Consider the following 1,501-nt stretch of genomic DNA (forward strand, 5'->3'; position numbering starts at 1 on the left):
TCGTTAGTGATTGTACTCACTTAACTCGGTGTCCAAAACTGCTGGGGCGGATCACTTCACTTGATTTGAGACAAAAACCTCCTAATACGGAGGTTTTTTTGTAGCAAATTCGTCAAGGGGTTAATTAAAGACTAGGTTTAAGGAGTGTGATGATATTGGTTGAATAATTATAGGGTAGTAAGGTGAGTAAAAATGTGAGTGAAGAATGGATGACGATTATTGCAGACCTTGCTTATTTATGTTCTGTAACAGTTATCTCATATGGTTTAGTCACCCAATCCCATATTTGGAGTAACGTTTTTCTGCTGGTGCCATTTGTAATGGTTGTTGCTTTATGGGTGTCAGATGTTCGCCTTAAGCACCTATTTGCCTTTTCGGCCCTCGCTTTGTTCTTAGTAGGAGGGTTAATTGAGCCTCTGGAAGTTGGAGTGATCAGAAGTGGACTAATTCTCTTACCTCTATGCTATGTTGTTCTTTTCCCCGGCTCAATGTGGTCTATTGCTGTAGCTGCTGGTCTCATCAATGGGTATTTGTACCAATTGACTTCACTGGATGTTGGCCTGTTTATTGAAATTACGGCTGAAGTTAGTGCTATTACAATCTTTGCAACTATGATGGCTTACTTTTATGTTGAGACTCGTAAACAAGCACGCATTTATCAGCTTCAAAGTATTACAGACTATTTAACAAAGTTGCCTAACCTGCATGCATTTTACGAGGATATCAAAGTTGTTGATAGACATAATGCTGAGCAATTTGGACTACTACACATAGGTTTAGATGGATTTAAGTATATAAACGACCGGCTTGGATACCGATATGGTGATATGTTGTTGATTGCCTTTGCAGAGCATATTCATGATTTGATCGGAGGTTATGGAAAGTTTTATCGCCTTGGTGGTGATGAATTTGCTTTGGTTGTTGAGAGTTCTGAACTTAAACCCACATTGGTTGAAGCTGTTGACGTGCTGCGCCGGCATGAAAAGACATTGTTTCATATGGAAAATACCAGTCATAGGCTGGGTTTCAGCATCGGTATCGCTTTAGCTAAGGATGCGCCTGACAACAATGAGGTCTGGGTTAAAAATGCGGATTTTGCTCTTTATAAAGCACTTTTACAAGGAGCAGGCTTTGTGTGTTGGTTTGATGACCAATTATTGAATGAGACCATTCGCCAGCATCAGATTGAGACAGAAATAAAAGCGGCACTTCTGACTGATCAGTTTGTTTTGTATTATCAGCCCAAAGTTGCGATAGAAGATGCAAAGATAATTGGGGCCGAAGCTCTTATCCGTTGGAAGCACCCTCAACTGGGTCCTATTTCACCCGCAGAGTTTATCCCTATTGCTGAGAAGACAGCACAAATTGTTCCACTGGGCCAGTGGATTTTACGTAAAGCGTGCGAGCAAGTAAAAGCTTGGTATGCTGATGGCATTGAGGTTTGTGTTTCGTAAGCTGGCGGTAAACCCCATCTAATCATTTCCTTTTAAATTCGGTATTG

At 40.8% G+C, this 1,501-nt stretch carries 1 protein-coding gene; it reads left to right on the top strand.

The window, feature by feature from the left end; all coding sequences use genetic code 11:
* The first annotated feature begins 182 nt into the window (after window positions 1-182).
* On the top strand, window positions 183-1,454 hold the full coding sequence (locus AAFM34_RS20985) for a diguanylate cyclase domain-containing protein (protein WP_341666236.1): 1,272 nt from the start codon (window positions 183-185) through the stop codon (window positions 1,452-1,454).
* Window positions 1,455-1,501: the final 47 nt, after the last annotated feature.

Origin of the sequence: Vibrio sp. (assembly GCF_038138445.1) — a bacterium.
In the GTDB taxonomy this organism is placed as follows: Bacteria; Pseudomonadota; Gammaproteobacteria; order Enterobacterales; family Vibrionaceae; genus Vibrio.